The following is a 14,161-nucleotide window of genomic DNA, read 5'->3' on the forward strand; positions in this document are numbered from 1 at the left end:
GAAAGGTACAGAAGAAACGGATGAGCAGGATAAAAAAGAACTTTCTACTTGGATAGAAGCAAAGGATGAGAGAAGAAAAAATGAATCATCTTTGAAAGGTACAGAAGAAACGGATGAGCAGGATAAAAAAGAACTTTCTACTCGGATAGAAGCAAAGGATGAGAGAAGAAAAAATGAATCATCCTCCGAAGGTAAAGCAGATATGGGTGAACATGAAGAAAAAGAACTCACCGCTCGGACAGAAGCAAAAGATAAAACAAGTGAAAATAAAACATTTTCTAAAGATAAAGAAAAAATGGAAGTGGTAAAAAAGATAAAGAACCAATTAAAACAAATAAAAAAATCACAAAATTCTGCAAAGCCTCAAATTCCTAATGAGGCAGATGAAGAGATAGTGACTGGGGAGAAGATGGGAAAAGATGTTTCTGCTGTTAAAGCGATAAAAAAGGTTATCAAGAATTCCCAGGAAGATTCTCCATTTAATCAAACACATGCTCAAAAAAGCCGAGCGAGAAAAAGATTGAAAACAAGAAAAGCGGAAAAGTGCGCGGATTCAACAATAGACGAGTTAAGTACACATGCTCCTCTAGAGATAATAGTAGAAGAAACCAAAGAACCATGGACATCTGTCATTACAATCGAAGAAACAGAAAAACAGCTTGAATCTCAATATTATTCCCTGATGAAGCAGACAGAAAAACAGCTTGAACCTCAATATTATTCCCTGATGAAGCAGGCAGAAAAACAGCTTGAACCTCAATATTATTCCCTGATGAAGCAGGCCGAAAAACAGTATAGGGAATTACGAGAAAAAAGGATCGGACGGGAAATGATGAACAACTAATGTACTCTTTTTTTGCAGGGAGGAGGAGCAGGGATGGCGATGACGGTTTTTTATTTAGCGACTGGAGGCTGTTTTTACTTTCTGTTTATTAAACCATCTTTTTTAACCAATTCAAAGAGAAAGAAAAGTGAACTCCTCACTATGAAAGGAGCTTCTTTAAAGAAGAAGGCGGCGAAAACGAATGCTTGATTCAGAGCTTTTCTTAATGGCCATGACCTTTTTTGTTGTCATTACCATTATGCTGTGGAGGCCTTTCGATGTAAATGAAACCATCCCGACGTCGGCGGGAGCAGTGTTCGTTTTAGCATTAGGTATTGTACCGCTTGCGGATATTAAAGATATTTTCAACATCGTAAGTGGTGCTTCACTGACGATTTTATCAACAATTATGATGTCCATCGTGCTGGACAGCATTGGATTTTTTAAATGGATTGCACTAAATATCATCATTCGGTCAAAAGGGTCAGGGAGGCACTTATTTTTTTATGTTATTCTTCTCTGTTTCTTCATGACGATGTTTTTTAACAATGATGGCAGCATTTTAATTACAACACCGATTATTATTCATATTATGTTACTTCTGAAAATGAAGCCAAAACAGGCTTTTCCATACTTAATTTCAGGCGCTTTAATTGCCACTGCTGCAAGTGCCCCGATTGCCGTCAGCAATATTTCCAATCTGATCGCTATTAAAATTGTCGGACTTAGCTTAAACAGCTACATCGAGATGATGTTCGTTCCTTCTTTAGCAGGAATTCTTCTGATTGCGCTTATGCTTTATGTCTATTTTCATGGAGATATCCCGAGAAAAATACCTATTTTACAATTAAAGTGGAACCGATCCACAAACAATATAAAGCTGGACCACCCTTTGAAATTGACAGATACAAATGAAAAAGTGGATTGGTGGCTGTTTAAAGTTTGTTTATCGATCGTCGTGATCACCAGGGCCGGTTTTTTCTTGTTATCTCCACTTGGGGTTCCAATTGAATGGGTCGGGTTAAGTGGAGCATTTCTCCTTATTCTAATCAGGTGGTTCCGAACGAAAGATGGAATAATGGATATCGTGAAAAAAACACCGTGGCACATTTTATTGTTCGCTTTTAACATGTATGTTCTTGTATACGGATTGAAAAATGTCGGATTAAATGAACTTATTGTCGTTTATCTAAAAGAAATAGTCACAGAAAACCATTTTTATGCGAGCATGGTCATGGGGCTGTTTTTGACAATCCTTTCAAACATAATGAATAACCTGCCGGCTGTTATGATCGGTACATTGTCGATAACCGAAATGGGGCTGGATCATAAAACGATGCAGATCGCCTATCTGGCAAACGTAATCGGCAGCGATATTGGATCGCTTTTGACGCCTGTCGGAACATTAGCTACATTAATATGGATGTTTTTGTTGAAAAGACACAATGTTCATATTTCCTGGAGGCAGTACATGAAAGTAACATTTATCGTCATTCCGATCGGTCTTGTGGCCAGTCTTCTTTTTCTTTATTTATGGAACAGTTGGCTTTTTTAAGGGAGAAGGAGGTTTCATGAAATGAAGAAATACATTGGTGAACCGGTCTATTTAAATCTTGTCGGCAAAAAAGAGCTGACAGGTGTCTTGATTGATTACGGCAGCGACGTACTTGTGCTGCTAAGCCAAAACGACTTTTACTATATCCCGCTATTTCACATCCGGGAAATACGTTCTTTATCCAAAGAAGAAGCCGGCTCTTTTTCGCAGTCTGATACCGCCATGACACTTTCGTTTGATGAACAATTATCATTAAAAGAAGTTTTGCACGCTGCGGCGAAAGGAAGCTTCGTTGAAGTGAATATAACGGCCGCTCACGCTATTCATGGCTATATAACAAATGTGCTGGATGATTATCTGGTACTGTTTACACCTATTTATGAAACGATACTTATCCCGATTCATCATATCAAATTTCTAATTCCTTACTCTAAAGATTCCCGTCCTTACGGGTTCAAACTCACAAAAGCGCCTGTTTCAGTCATCAAAGGGCCTCCATCTGCTTTTGAAGACCATCTGGCAAAATTAAAAGGCTCTTTTATTACATTAAACATTGAAGGAAAAGACAGCATAAGCGGCCAACTGATTGGAAAAGAAGCTGAATTTATAGAATTGCTGACAGTGAGGGAGCAGCAAATTCATTTAAATATTCATCATATTAAAACGGTTATGCCATTTGTATTTAAAGAAGAAAAACAACAGTTATAAAAAAAGAAACGGCTCTGCTGTATGAACTGTATCCCGAATAGTGGACATTAAAAAAGTCTCTATTCGGGCTTTTTTATGTTTACTTTAACAAAAATGAAAAAAAGATTTAACGTCAACACAAAGCACATCCCGGTGTGGCAGGTGGTTGTCACCAAATGGCAACACCATAATCGTCACCCGCAGCGAAGTGAATGGACACGATCTCATCCTTTGAACTGTAGCCTTCCAATTTTGAATATTGTTTCCGGACAGGAAGCCGGCTGCATTCAGAGACGATTCCATCCACTTTCAGTAAATGATCATCGCCAAGTGTATTACCAAAAATCACATAAGCACCAAAAGCGAACAAAAACGATAATGAAAAATAATGAATTTTTATCTTTGCTTTCATATACTCAGTACGATCAAGTTTCTCATATTGGCAATGAAATCCGAAATGTTTCGCATCCATTGCATAAGGAGATGATAAAGCAGAAAAGAAAAGGAACAGCATCTGTATTGGACATGTTTTTTTATAATAACTATAATGAACTTACTATGTGCAAAAAACAATTGCTTAAAGCAAAAGGAGCATCAATATATGAAAATGAATTCAAGTATCAATGTAGGCGGGCTTGACTTTGAATGGGATCTGGAAAAAGGAACATTTCTATTTGAAGGGGAGGATGCGGTTCTTTTCTGGGTTTCTTCCGCAATGAGAACGTTCTTCGATACGATTGAAGAAATTTCAGGCGAAGAAGCATCAAACCTTGTTTTTGAGACAACCGGTTTTCGGCAGGGATTAGTGGTAGGGCAGTACTTTGAGAAAATAAAGGATGTCAGTATCGCGCAAGCAGCAGAATTGATTACGAATACATATGCTTCAGCTGGCTGGGGACGGACCACGATTAAAAATTTAGACTTCGAATCAAAAGCGTTGACGGCTCATATTCAAGACAGCTGGGAATATAAAATCAACCTGGCACAAGGAAAGACACAGGGCGGCAATTATCTTCCCGCACACTATGCTGGAATCTTTACCGGACTGTTCGGTACAAATATTTGGTATAAAGTCGTGCAGCAGCAACTGGAAGGCCATGAATATAGTGTGATTGAATATTTTCCGTCAGATGTGACGATTACAAATAATATTCATCAATTAGCGAGAAAAAAGGAAGCAGAAGAAATTCTCCGCTTAGAAGCTCTTGTAGAAGAAAAAACGAGAGAACTAAAAGAACTGGTGAAAAAGCTTTCTTCACCCATTATTCCCGTTCTTGAAGGAATCGTGGTGGTCCCACTGCTCGGAAAATATGATGAGGAACGTTCAGAAGAACTTGTTGTTAAAACGTTAAATAATCTTCCTGCATATAAGGCGAACTATCTTGTGCTGGATTTAACTGGACTGGATAAAGACATAAGTGGCCATACGGTAAGCCTTATTGAAAAAATCGGCTCTGCGGCTTCTCTAATCGGGACAAATACGATCCTTGTTGGCATTTCTCCTGAACTCGGCATGATTATTTCGCAATCAAATATCAATTTGTCTATATTTGATTGTTTTCAAACTTTGCAGCATGGAATTTATTTTGCTTTAGGACAGCATGGGCGAAAGATTATTTAAAAACGAATGGAACACGAAACGGCACTTCACTAGAGGAAGTGCCGTTTTTTTGTATGCGTAAGATAAACTAACAGGCGCGTTCGTAAGGATAATGTCACGATTCATCCTTCATTCGCTCAGCAAGTTTGATCGGGACAATATTTTTCAGGCCATACGAGCTGTCTGTTCGTTTCAGCCGGCCATTTGTCTTAATGGATGGAACAGGTTTATTTTGCTTGTTTTTGCTGTTGGATGTGGACAATGCTTCGCTCCATCGCATCCATTAAGCTAAGAATATGTGAAGCGTCTGGAACCGGTTCAGCCCGTTTCGGCATTTTGGTTTTGATCAGCTTTTCCAGTTTCTCACGGTATTCGTCGTAGTAGTTGGATGGATCGAACTTTTCGGTCATCTGCTCAATCAGTGCAAGTGCCACTTCTTTTTCCTTCTTCGTCAACTTTATGCTGGATAGGTTGGACAGCTCCATCGTTGAGCGGATCTCGTCGGGAAAATGAAGCGTTTCAAGGACAAGATAATTATTAAAAACCCGGATTACTGCCAGCCGTTCCTTTGAGCGTATCGTAATTTTTACGATACCAACCTTTCTTGTTGTCATTAATGATTCTTTTAATAATGCGTATGCTTTTGTTCCTGCCGTATTAGAAGCCAAATAATATGTTTTGTCAAAGAAGATCGGATCGATTTCACTTAATCGAATAAATTCGATGATCTCGACCGATTTATCTTCAACGTCACTTTTTATACCTGCCAGCTCTTCATCCGAAATAACGATAAAGCGGTCCGAAGCATATTCATACCCTTTAACCAATTCATTTAAATCGACTTCTCTGTTACAAACTGGACAAAATTTAAGCTGCTTAACCGGATTTTTACATTCTGCATGCAGCTGGCGCAATTTAATATCTCTGTCTTCAGTAGCGGCATGAAGTTTGATCGGGATGGAAACCAATCCAAATTCGATTGAGCCTCGAAAAATTGTTTGCATATTTTTTCACCTCGGTCTTATTTTGTGGCCTAAGAGAGTTTGCTATGCATGAAGAGTGGCAATCATGGCCGTTTTTAACGAAAATATGTTAGCTGAATGATTGAAAGTGGTCTTAAAAAAGGAAAAGCATAAAAGGACTTTAAAAGGGCACAATTTGGATAATGATTTAGTTGGGGAGGAATATGATTTTGAACACAGCGGAAAATAAATTATCTATATTTGCTTTAGGCGGTGTGAATGAAGTCGGGAAAAATATGTATGCGGTACAATATGCAGACGATATTGTGGTGATTGACTGCGGGTCCAAGTTTCCAGACGAGAGTTTATTAGGCATTGATTTGATTATTCCGGATATTACATACTTGCGTGAAAACAAAGATAAAATCCGAGCTTTAATTGTGACACATGGTCATGAGGACCACATTGGCGGCATTCCCTATTTTTTAAAGCAATTGAATGTGCCTATTTATGCCACCCGGCTGACGCTTGGCTTAATTGAAATAAAGCTGACAGAACATGGGCTTCTTAGGGAAACAAAGCTTACGTCAATTGATTCCCATTCGAATATTGAGTTAGGAACGATCCACTTGACGTTTTTTAAAACAAATCACAGTATTCCTGATTGTTTAGGGGTGGCATTCCATACACCTGAAGGAACGATCGTACATACCGGCGACTTCAAATTTGATTTAACGCCGGTAAATGACCAATATCCGGATATTCATAAAATGGCCGATCTCGGCAAAAACGGTGTTTTAGCTCTCTTATCAGAAAGCACGAATGCGGAACGTCCCGGATTTACGCCATCAGAAAAGCTTGTCGGCACGCATATTCAAGAAGCATTTAACAAAGCGGATGGGAAAGTGTTTATCTCGACTTTCGCTTCGAATGTCCATCGTGTACAGCAGGTGGTGGATGCGGCGGTCAAAACAAACCGAAAGCTTGCTTTGCTTGGCCGGAGTATGGTGAATGTTGTGTCGGTTGCGATGGAACTTGGTTATTTGACGATCCCGGACGATATGCTGATTGAAGCAAATGAAGTGAATGACTGGGCTCCAGAAAGAGTGGCAATTCTTTGTACGGGAAGCCAGGGAGAACCGCTGGCGGCTTTATCCCGTCTGTCCAGTTCAAAATATCGGCAAGTGGAAATCTTCCCGGGCGATACGGTTATTTTCTCTTCAACGCCAATACCAGGGAATGAACGGAATGTTGCGCGGATCATCGACAATTTGTTCATGCTGGGAGCGAAAGTGATCTATGGATCGGGAACAGCCACGGGTATGCATGTTTCCGGACATGCTTACCAGGAAGAATTAAAATTGATGCTTACATTAATGAAACCAAAGTATTTTATTCCTATTCACGGTGAATACAGAATGCTGTATCAGCACCGCCTGCTGGCTGAGTCTGTCGGTGTCGAAAAAGAGAATATTTTTGTTGTGAAAAATGGCGATGTAGTCGATATCAGCCAATCGACTGCCCGCCAAACGCGGAAAATACCTGCAGGAAACATTTTTGTTGACGGGTTAGGGATTGGCGATGTGGGGGATATTGTTTTGCGTGACCGCAAACAGCTTTCCGAGGATGGAATGCTTGTGATCGTCATTACGTTAAGCAAAACAGAGAACAAGATTATCTCGGGTCCGGATACCATTTCCCGTGGATTCGTGTATGCCCGGCAGTCAGAAGAACTTTTAAAAGATGTAAATCAAATTGTAACATCGACCATTAACAAGCTGCAGGAAGCAAATGTGACGCAATGGAAGATCATGAAGCAAAACTTAAAAGAATCCGTCGGCAAATTTTTATACGCTCAAACGAAAAGACGGCCGATGATTGTTCCGATTATTATTGAAGTATAATCTGATTGACCAGGTATTTCTGTGTTTTTGCTGGTTGCATTCACCACTCAAAACGTGTCGAAGTGGCACTGTGCTGCCTGTATAAAAGTAAAAAACATCCCCGGGATATGAGTGCCGGGGATGTTTACTGTTTCTTTATATTAATCGGTGTAGCGTCTCGCTCCTGCATATTCCTGTTTATATGGAGCTGTATTCATTGAGATGATTTCCACTCGTTTGCCGGCTTTTGGTGAATGAATCATTTGGCCGTTTCCGGCGTACATGGCAACGTGGTGAACGCTTCCTTTCCCATTATTATAAGCGAAAAACAACAGATCACCTGGCTTTAAGGACGACTTCGCAATCGCTTTTCCTTTTTTCGCCTGATCGGACGCGTCACGCGGAATGCTGATGCCGTGGTACCGGTAAACAGAAGATGTAAAGCCTGAACAGTCATAGCCATAAGCCGACACGCCTGACCATAAATAAGGAAGACCGAGAAATTGCTTGCCGGTTGTGAGCAGCGCTGTGCCGATCGGCTTCGGAATGACCGGAGTGGCGGCGAGAATGCGAATATCGCCCTTTTTTAACCATTTAGCGCCGTTGGCCGGGGTCATCACCTGCACCCAATTGGTTTCTGATTTGATAATCGGCAGCTCAGTATTAAAGCTCAGTTCCATAAAGGATGTCTTTTTATCTTGAAACAGGACAGCCGTATTTGATTTTACACCCGCCGTCTCGCATGCTTCATATGCGGCCGGCTGTGTTGTTACTTGTGCTTTTGGCAGCCAGCCGGGATAGCCTTTGCTGTTTTTAGGTGTAGACTGGTCTTTAACAGCAACCTGTGCCCAGCTGCCGCTCGTTTTCAACACGGTTACTTCCTGGCCGTACAGTGCCTGCGTTTCAGCTTTTCCTGTCAGCCAGAGCCGATCTTTGACCGTTGTCATTTTTGACGTCCATGCTTTCATGTTGACGGGATTGGAGAGGACGTGCTGATCCATTTGCCGTTTCGTGCCGGGTTCTTTCCAAAGAGTGGCGACGGATACATTAATGTATGTTTTTTTAGCGGGTGTTTTCGCATAACAAGTGGCGGGGGCGGCTGCTTTTGCAGCAGGAGGGACGAGTGAAAAAGCCATTACACAAAGCATGATTGCCATCATCACCTTTTTAAAGGTCATATCTTGAAGCTCCTCTATCTATATGGTATTTGTTGTCATGACTATATCACGATTTGAAAGTGTTGTTAATAAAATTTTTTCGGCGTTTGTGCATTCACCATCGCAACCTTTAGCTTTTTGTTAATAGTGTATGTGCTGTGAAGGATGACGTTGAATGGAAATTGACGGATATGCGCCTGCATCATGTATAATAAAAAGGAAAGAAAAAGGAGGCGTTTGTATGGGCAAGAAATTACCGATAAAAGAACAGGTGCTTCTCGCATATTATGTGCAGTATTATTTGGAGAACAAGCCGGATGTCATGTATGAATTGCATGAACGGATGAGTGAAAACATGGAACCGGCTGTCTATGAGATTGCGATGAATGATTTATTTGACCAAGGGCTGATCAATGGACTCGAAAAAATCCGCCATTATGATGAAACAGATGGGCAGATTATCAAACCGATGATTACAAACGAAGGCATTTTATACATTAATAACGTACTGAATATTCAATCATACGCGAGCGATGGCAATAAGCTTGAGTACGTGAAAAATAGTTTGACGACGAGCGGCCTGGAATTATCGATTCCGATCATTGCGGAATACATTAACGAGGCAGCGGCAAAGAAATAAAAACCTCTTAAATTGAAGAGGTTTTTTTAATGGCTGCCTTCTACAAGGAAAGAAAAGAGGACTTAGACGTGAAAAAGTGGATGACAATCATTCTATCCGGGGTTGCGGCTCTTTTTTTATCAGCTTGCACATTAGATGAGGTGAATGATGTTCTCGAAGTAACAGAAGATGTATTGACAGCAATTGAAAAAGAAAAGCAGGACACTGCAAATACGGACGATTCACAGGAGCCGGTTAACGAAACAAACAATGTTTTAAAAACAAAAGGGACGATGGACCCGATTCCGGCAGACCTTGTCCGTCCGGTTGACGGCGATACGGCCGTATTTGCATTTGATGCGGACAACGATGGGGAAAACGAGGAGTTCAGCGCCCGTTTTTTACTTATCGACACCCCGGAAACGCGCCATCCACAGCTTGGCAAGCAGCCGCTCGGGGAAGAGGCGAAAGAGCGGACGGCGGAGCTGCTGGAAAGCGGTAATATCACAATCGAATTTGATATTGGCCAGCGCCTTGATAAATATAGCCGGATTTTAGTATACGTATATGTGAATGGAAAAAGCGTTCAGGAAACGCTTCTTCAAGAAGGATATGCGCGGGTTGCTTACGTGTATCCGCCAAATACACGCTACCTTGATGAATTTGAAGCAAAACAGCAAATTGCTAAAAAGAAAGAAAAGGGTATCTGGTCAATGGATGGATATGTGACCGAACGTGGATTTAATTCAAAGTAGGAGGGAATTTTATGATTCGACTGTGGGAAAAAGAAGCACCTTTTCAGATTGAAGAGGAGGAAGCACCATATATGACGGCTTATCCGGCTGGAACAGAAACGGCGCCCGCGATGCTGATTTTTCCAGGCGGAAGCTATCGAAGACGGGCCGATCATGAAGGAGAGCCTGTCGCAAAATGGTTAAACAGTCTGGGCATTCATGCGTTTGTCGTTCATTATCGGGTTGCACCGTATAAGCATCCCGTGCCGCTTTTAGATGCATCGCGTGCGATTCGTATGATCCGGCAACAGGCAGAAAAATGGAATGTGGACGAAAAGAAGGTTGGTGTACTCGGCTTTTCGGCAGGCGGGCATCTTGCCTCAACACTTGCCACGAAATATGACCATGGAATCAGCAGTGCGGCGGATCAGATCGAACAACAATCATCTCGGCCGGATGTCGTCGTGTTAGGGTACCCGGTCGTTACATTTGGGGAGCATCGCCATGAGGGGTCTATGGAAAACTTACTCGGTCTCGGTTCCTCGGGCGAGCAGCGTTTATTTTTATCTAATGAACGGCACGTAACGAAAGACACACCACCCGCATTTCTTTGGCATACAGCGGAAGATGAACCGGTTCCGGTTGAAAACAGCCTTTTATTTGCTGGTGCTTTAAGCCGTGCTGGTGTCCCATTTGACCTGCACGTTTTTCAAAGCGGCCGCCACGGTCTCGGTCTCGCATCTGATCATTCGGAAGCTTTTTTATGGACGGCTGTGTGTGAGAAGTGGCTGAGAAAACAAGGATTTTAACGTGTTTTTTCCGCCGATAATGCAATGCGGGAGTATAAAAGGGAACAAGCTGTCATTATAAAAACGATAAAAACCAGACGGCATGCCGCTGTTCATCCGCTGCTGCACGGTTGAATACTTTTTTTATATATGGAAGGTGAGAAGAATCCGCTATTTGCCGGTAAAATTCAGACGTTTCCTGCTCATCTTGAAACGATAAAAGAACGCCTTGTTTAAAGATTTTTGGACAAGGTTTATTCATTTTAGGAGATGGAGCAGATCCGGTTAATGCATGATAAAGAGCGGAGAATGCTTCAAAATGCTGCAGTTCATCTTCACGAATGGCCAAAATCCGTTTTTTCGCTGAAGGGTTTGTCGCTAGATTGGCAAGCTTTTCATACCAATGAATGGCCGTATACTCTCCATTTATCGCTTTTGTGAGCTGCTCAGTCATCATAGAGAACACGTCCTTTTCTACATAGTAGTGCTATATCATATGCATGCTGTCGTTTTCTTGTTAAAATGGACGGGTAAATGGATGAGAAACGTCAGACAAAGGGGGAAAAACAATGAAAGCCATTTTATTGAAAGAAACAGGCGGTCCGGACATGGCAAAGTACACAGAGGTGGAAAAACCAGTTCCGAGCAGCTGGGAAATCGTCGTAAAGCTGAAAAACGCATCATTAAATCGGCGTGACGTGTTTATAACATATGGGATGTACCCGGGCATAAAACTGCCCTCCATTCTTGGGGCGGATGGAGCAGGCGTCGTTGAATCAGTTGGAGACGGAGTGGAGAGTCTTTGCCAAGGCGATGAGGTCGTTATCAATCCAGGTCTTCAATGGGGGGATGATATTCGGTTTAGCAGCTCTAAATTTCATACTCTCGGTATGCCAACCGATGGTACATATGCAGAATACGTGAAAATATCATGTGAAAATGTGTATAAAAAGCCACCCTATTTAACATGGTCCGAAGCAGCGGCGATTCCGCTTTCTGCTTTAACGGCTTACCGGGCTCTTATTACGCGCGGCGAGTTAACAAAAGGAGAGACTGTATTTATTCCGGGTATTGGGAGTGGTGTTGCGCTATTTGCCCTGCAAATTGCTGTCGCAAAAGGAGCTCATGTTTTTGTTTCATCAAGCAGCGATGGAAAAATTGAACGGGCGAAAGAAATGGGCGCGGCCGGCGGCATGAACTATAGGGCAGATGGCTGGGTAAAAGCACTAAAGAGCGAAATGGGCGGCGCCGATGTCATCATTGATGGGATCGGCGGCGAAACATTTAAAGACTTAGTTCAGCTCGCGAATCCAGGCGGACGAATCGTCAACTTTGGTGCAACGGCCGGACCGGTGCCAGAGCTTGTACTGCCGCGTGTTTTTTTCAAGCACCTTGATATACGCGGAACGACAATGGGCAGCCCGCAGGAATTTGCGGATATGCTGACGTTGTTTGAACAGCACGAAATCCGTCCAGTTATCGATAAGCAGTTTCCGCTTGAGGATGCCGTTTCAGCCCTCAAGTATATGGAAGACGGCGACTCGTTCGGCAAAATTGTGCTGAATATTGAATGAAAAAGTGGACAGCCTTTTTAACAACAGCTTCTATTGCGAAAGCAACAGGTATCTTTCAGGGAAGCGGCCTCGCTTTTTTACCTGGAACCGATAGGTGTTTTAGAAAAGCAGCAAGGGGATATTCCGGTAAAAAATTTAATTTTTCTACAATCTGAGTGGGCGCTTCCTAATAAGGAACGTCCACTTTTTCATTAAAGACATACAAAACTGGCTCATGAAGGTAATCCAAAACAAACGCATTTTTTTTAGCCCGACGCAGCTGACGGTACATTGAAAAGTCGCCGGCCGCTCCACCGATTAAAAAAGCGGATGTAATCATTAAAACAGCACTATTCAGCCAAATTCCCGCGATGAACGGAAGCAGGCCTGTTACCCAGAAAGGAAGGAGCAGCGCTCTTTTCATAGCAGAAACGGGCAGTATTTTTTTCGTGCCCGCATACGCAATGCCAAGTTCCCGGTTAATTCCATAAATGAGGTCCCTTCTTCTGCATTTCCCCCAAACTATAAAACCGATCAAGTGGAATATCTCATGCAGAACAATTAAAAGGATATACAAAATTGCCCACAAAACAAATCCCCACAATGAAAAAGAAAAGCCGCTTTCTAAATGGAGAAACGCCATAAGAAAGGCCCCGATGAATACAGAGATGAGCGTGAGAACAATTGCCCAGATATGAATACTTTTCATGTTTAATGTAATGACCTGGTCCGGTTCACGAGGAAGATTCATCGAAGTCACCCTTTCATTCCAGTTTTTGACGCACACATTGAACGATGCCGCTTAAGCTACATGTTCACGTGTTCCACGCTCCTTCAATTTTTTCGTATACCAGCTGTGCAGGATCATGCCGATAATAATCAGCACAATACCGCCGGATGCAATTGGACCTGGAAACGCCGCACTGAAAAGCAGCACTTCACCGATCAAAGTAACCAATACCTGCGCGGACTGGGTCGCTTCAACAGACGCAAGCTGACCTGGATTGTGGCGGGATCGGTCAGTTGCGATAAAAAAGAGTGTTGTCGCAATAACACCAGATGACACGCTGACAATAAATGTCTGAACCAGCTGGCTTGAGGACGGTGCTCCATCCGTTGCCCAGCCAAATGCACTAATGAGAATCCAAAATGGGAGACTCGCAATAATCATGCCGAGAATCCGCGAAAATGTATCAAGCCGGCCGCCGCACAGTTCCATCATCTTCCGGTTGCCAAGCGGATACGCACAAGCCGCGATCAGCACCGGCAAGACACCGGTCATAAAGGCGGACGTTGTCAAGCCATCTGATTTTTCGAATTGAAGCAATGCAACACCAATCAAAATGACACAGGAAATCGCTAACGCGCCGAGCGGAATTTTATGACGGATCACCTGCCCGTTTATTTTCTCCGTAAACAGCGGCGTTAAGAGAACACCGGCGACAATCGTTAGCTGCCACGTGCCGCCGACAACCCAGCCCGGTCCGGATGCCGCTGCATACGTAATCGGAGCATAAAAAAGCACAAATCCGAAAAAGCTCCACACAACCCATGCAATAGGATTGCGCTTCATTTCTGTAAATAGTGGTCGCAGTCTGCCGCGCATGGCAACAATGATCGCAAAAAACGGCACCATAAAGAAAAAACGAAGGGAGGCACTCCACATCCAGCTGCCGCCCGACAGCTCCATCGAACGATTTAAGATAAAGGTTACTGCAAAAAACACCGAAGCTAAAATGCCAATGGCTATTTCTTTCATAAAGCGCCTCCTTCCCGGTATCTGTCCCCTAATTCGTTAAT

Annotated in this window: 16 protein-coding genes; 10 read left to right on the top strand and 6 right to left on the bottom strand. The window is 42.6% G+C overall.

Annotated features, from left to right (window positions below; translation table 11 throughout):
* The 3 genes from VQ00_RS18800 to VQ00_RS06505 form a co-directional block, all read left to right on the top strand.
* Positions 1–844 (top strand): hypothetical protein (locus VQ00_RS18800; RefSeq protein ID WP_046179348.1); only part of this gene is annotated, 844 nt, incomplete at its 5' end.
* A 181-nt stretch (positions 845–1,025) separates the two neighbouring features.
* A complete protein-coding gene (locus tag VQ00_RS06500) occupies positions 1,026–2,378 on the top strand; it encodes an arsenic transporter (protein ID WP_046179349.1) in 1,353 nt (450 codons plus the stop codon).
* A 21-nt stretch (positions 2,379–2,399) separates the two neighbouring features.
* The gene (locus VQ00_RS06505; protein ID WP_046179350.1) at positions 2,400–3,086 is read left to right on the top strand and encodes a hypothetical protein; all 687 of its coding nucleotides are present in this window, start codon (positions 2,400–2,402) and stop codon (positions 3,084–3,086) included.
* A gap of 148 nt (positions 3,087–3,234) precedes the next feature.
* On the opposite strand, the gene VQ00_RS06510 is transcribed toward VQ00_RS06505, so the two are convergent.
* Positions 3,235–3,477, bottom strand: a complete 243-nt coding sequence (locus VQ00_RS06510) for a hypothetical protein (RefSeq protein ID WP_156153992.1) — start codon at positions 3,475–3,477, stop codon at positions 3,235–3,237.
* 189 nt (positions 3,478–3,666) lie between these two features.
* Between VQ00_RS06510 and VQ00_RS06515 the strand changes: the two genes are divergently transcribed.
* Positions 3,667–4,686 carry an STAS domain-containing protein gene (locus VQ00_RS06515; RefSeq protein WP_046179352.1) on the top strand — a complete coding sequence of 340 codons (1,020 nt, stop codon included), beginning with the start codon at positions 3,667–3,669 and terminating at the stop codon, positions 4,684–4,686.
* Positions 4,687–4,892: 206 nt separating this feature from the next.
* On the opposite strand, the gene ku is transcribed toward VQ00_RS06515, so the two are convergent.
* Entirely contained in the window at positions 4,893–5,669 is a 777-nt protein-coding gene (ku, locus tag VQ00_RS06520; RefSeq protein ID WP_046179353.1) for a non-homologous end joining protein Ku, read from the bottom strand.
* A gap of 182 nt (positions 5,670–5,851) precedes the next feature.
* On the opposite strand from ku, the gene VQ00_RS06525 reads away from it, so the two are divergent.
* A complete protein-coding gene (locus VQ00_RS06525) occupies positions 5,852–7,531 on the top strand; it encodes a ribonuclease J (protein WP_375143359.1) in 1,680 nt (559 codons plus the stop codon).
* A gap of 140 nt (positions 7,532–7,671) precedes the next feature.
* Here VQ00_RS06525 and VQ00_RS06530 read toward each other — a convergent pair whose 3' ends face one another.
* Complete coding sequence (locus VQ00_RS06530; RefSeq protein ID WP_046179354.1) at positions 7,672–8,688, bottom strand: C40 family peptidase; 1,017 nt, start codon at positions 8,686–8,688, stop codon at positions 7,672–7,674.
* A gap of 220 nt (positions 8,689–8,908) precedes the next feature.
* Between VQ00_RS06530 and VQ00_RS06535 the strand changes: the two genes are divergently transcribed.
* From VQ00_RS06535 to VQ00_RS06545, 3 genes are read left to right on the top strand one after another with little or no spacing between them, the layout of a single operon-like run.
* Entirely contained in the window at positions 8,909–9,307 is a 399-nt protein-coding gene (locus tag VQ00_RS06535) for a hypothetical protein (protein ID WP_046179355.1), read from the top strand.
* A gap of 29 nt (positions 9,308–9,336) precedes the next feature.
* Positions 9,337–10,041, top strand: coding sequence for a thermonuclease family protein (locus tag VQ00_RS06540; protein WP_052728392.1), 705 nt, complete (start codon positions 9,337–9,339; stop codon positions 10,039–10,041).
* A gap of 11 nt (positions 10,042–10,052) precedes the next feature.
* Positions 10,053–10,829, top strand: a complete 777-nt coding sequence (locus VQ00_RS06545; protein ID WP_046179356.1) for an alpha/beta hydrolase fold domain-containing protein — start codon at positions 10,053–10,055, stop codon at positions 10,827–10,829.
* Between the two features lie 55 nt (positions 10,830–10,884).
* Here VQ00_RS06545 and VQ00_RS06550 read toward each other — a convergent pair whose 3' ends face one another.
* On the bottom strand, positions 10,885–11,265 hold the full coding sequence (locus VQ00_RS06550; protein ID WP_046179357.1) for a ferritin-like domain-containing protein: 381 nt from the start codon (positions 11,263–11,265) through the stop codon (positions 10,885–10,887).
* A 112-nt stretch (positions 11,266–11,377) separates the two neighbouring features.
* Between VQ00_RS06550 and VQ00_RS06555 the strand changes: the two genes are divergently transcribed.
* Together VQ00_RS06555 and VQ00_RS18500 are read left to right on the top strand one after the other, a co-directional pair.
* Positions 11,378–12,382, top strand: a complete 1,005-nt coding sequence (locus VQ00_RS06555) for a zinc-binding dehydrogenase (RefSeq protein WP_046179358.1) — start codon at positions 11,378–11,380, stop codon at positions 12,380–12,382.
* Positions 12,379–12,537, top strand: a complete 159-nt coding sequence (locus VQ00_RS18500; protein ID WP_156153994.1) for a hypothetical protein — start codon at positions 12,379–12,381, stop codon at positions 12,535–12,537. Before VQ00_RS06555 ends, VQ00_RS18500 begins: the two co-directional genes overlap by 4 nt.
* Before the next feature lie 11 nt (positions 12,538–12,548).
* Here VQ00_RS18500 and VQ00_RS06560 read toward each other — a convergent pair whose 3' ends face one another.
* Together VQ00_RS06560 and VQ00_RS06565 are read right to left on the bottom strand one after the other, a co-directional pair.
* Entirely contained in the window at positions 12,549–13,112 is a 564-nt protein-coding gene (locus VQ00_RS06560; protein WP_046179359.1) for a DUF3267 domain-containing protein, read from the bottom strand.
* Positions 13,113–13,163: 51 nt separating this feature from the next.
* Positions 13,164–14,120 carry a DMT family transporter gene (locus VQ00_RS06565; protein WP_046179360.1) on the bottom strand — a complete coding sequence of 319 codons (957 nt, stop codon included), beginning with the start codon at positions 14,118–14,120 and terminating at the stop codon, positions 13,164–13,166.
* Positions 14,121–14,161: the final 41 nt, after the last annotated feature.

Source organism: Domibacillus tundrae, assembly GCF_000970675.1.
GTDB lineage: Bacteria > Bacillota > Bacilli > Bacillales > Domibacillaceae > Domibacillus > Domibacillus tundrae.

What these genes read in the sequence shown, in the direction of transcription:
- VQ00_RS06500 (WP_046179349.1), top strand. Translation starts at nt 1,026, where the DNA reads ATGCTTGATTCAGAGCTTTTCTTAATGGCCATGACCTTTTTTGTTGTC.
- VQ00_RS06505 (WP_046179350.1), top strand. Translation starts at nt 2,400, where the DNA reads ATGAAGAAATACATTGGTGAACCGGTCTATTTAAATCTTGTCGGCAAA.
- VQ00_RS06510 (WP_156153992.1), bottom strand. Translation starts at nt 3,477, where the DNA reads ATGAAAGCAAAGATAAAAATTCATTATTTTTCATTATCGTTTTTGTTC.
- VQ00_RS06515 (WP_046179352.1), top strand. Translation starts at nt 3,667, where the DNA reads ATGAAAATGAATTCAAGTATCAATGTAGGCGGGCTTGACTTTGAATGG.
- ku (WP_046179353.1), bottom strand. Translation starts at nt 5,669, where the DNA reads ATGCAAACAATTTTTCGAGGCTCAATCGAATTTGGATTGGTTTCCATC.
- VQ00_RS06525 (WP_375143359.1), top strand. Translation starts at nt 5,852, where the DNA reads ATGATTTTGAACACAGCGGAAAATAAATTATCTATATTTGCTTTAGGC.
- VQ00_RS06530 (WP_046179354.1), bottom strand. Translation starts at nt 8,688, where the DNA reads ATGACCTTTAAAAAGGTGATGATGGCAATCATGCTTTGTGTAATGGCT.
- VQ00_RS06535 (WP_046179355.1), top strand. Translation starts at nt 8,909, where the DNA reads ATGGGCAAGAAATTACCGATAAAAGAACAGGTGCTTCTCGCATATTAT.
- VQ00_RS06540 (WP_052728392.1), top strand. Translation starts at nt 9,337, where the DNA reads ATGGCTGCCTTCTACAAGGAAAGAAAAGAGGACTTAGACGTGAAAAAG.
- VQ00_RS06545 (WP_046179356.1), top strand. Translation starts at nt 10,053, where the DNA reads ATGATTCGACTGTGGGAAAAAGAAGCACCTTTTCAGATTGAAGAGGAG.
- VQ00_RS06550 (WP_046179357.1), bottom strand. Translation starts at nt 11,265, where the DNA reads ATGATGACTGAGCAGCTCACAAAAGCGATAAATGGAGAGTATACGGCC.
- VQ00_RS06555 (WP_046179358.1), top strand. Translation starts at nt 11,378, where the DNA reads ATGAAAGCCATTTTATTGAAAGAAACAGGCGGTCCGGACATGGCAAAG.
- VQ00_RS18500 (WP_156153994.1), top strand. Translation starts at nt 12,379, where the DNA reads ATGAAAAAGTGGACAGCCTTTTTAACAACAGCTTCTATTGCGAAAGCA.
- VQ00_RS06560 (WP_046179359.1), bottom strand. Translation starts at nt 13,112, where the DNA reads ATGAATCTTCCTCGTGAACCGGACCAGGTCATTACATTAAACATGAAA.
- VQ00_RS06565 (WP_046179360.1), bottom strand. Translation starts at nt 14,120, where the DNA reads ATGAAAGAAATAGCCATTGGCATTTTAGCTTCGGTGTTTTTTGCAGTA.